Origin of the sequence: Pseudoalteromonas sp. S4492, from assembly GCF_005886115.1 — a bacterium.
Lineage (GTDB): Bacteria > Pseudomonadota > Gammaproteobacteria > Enterobacterales > Alteromonadaceae > Pseudoalteromonas > Pseudoalteromonas gelatinilytica.
The window spans coordinates 1-293 of the sequence record NZ_PNCP01000271.1 but is presented as its reverse complement, the minus strand read 5'-3'; the positions used below and the strand labels follow the sequence as shown (position 1 = coordinate 293).

The 293-nt window shown below is 58.7% G+C and carries 1 protein-coding gene; it reads right to left on the bottom strand.

Going from position 1 to position 293, the window contains the following annotated elements; genetic code table 11:
• The coding region (locus CWC28_RS21560) for a TonB-dependent receptor domain-containing protein (protein WP_171038362.1) at positions 1–293 on the bottom strand (293 nt) is incomplete at both ends.

The following is a 293-nucleotide window of genomic DNA, read 5'->3' as shown; positions in this document are numbered from 1 at the left end:
CCATCCAGGTTGTAGAGTACCGCCGGATCACTGCCGCGATCATAGGCCTGATAGTTCTCGATATCGGTATGGAAGCCGGTCAGTGCGAAGCCGAGACGATCTCCCTCCATCAGGGCATTGCGCTGATGCCAATCCAGGCTGATTTCACGTTGACGCGCCTTCTCCGGCTCCAGCCCCTGTGCGATGGAGACTTCATCGCCGATCAGAATCACTTCCCGCGCCTTGGCCCCGCGAATGGCTTCGCCGTAACCGGCATGCAGGGTGAGGTTGTCAGTAGCATCGCCACTCAGAAT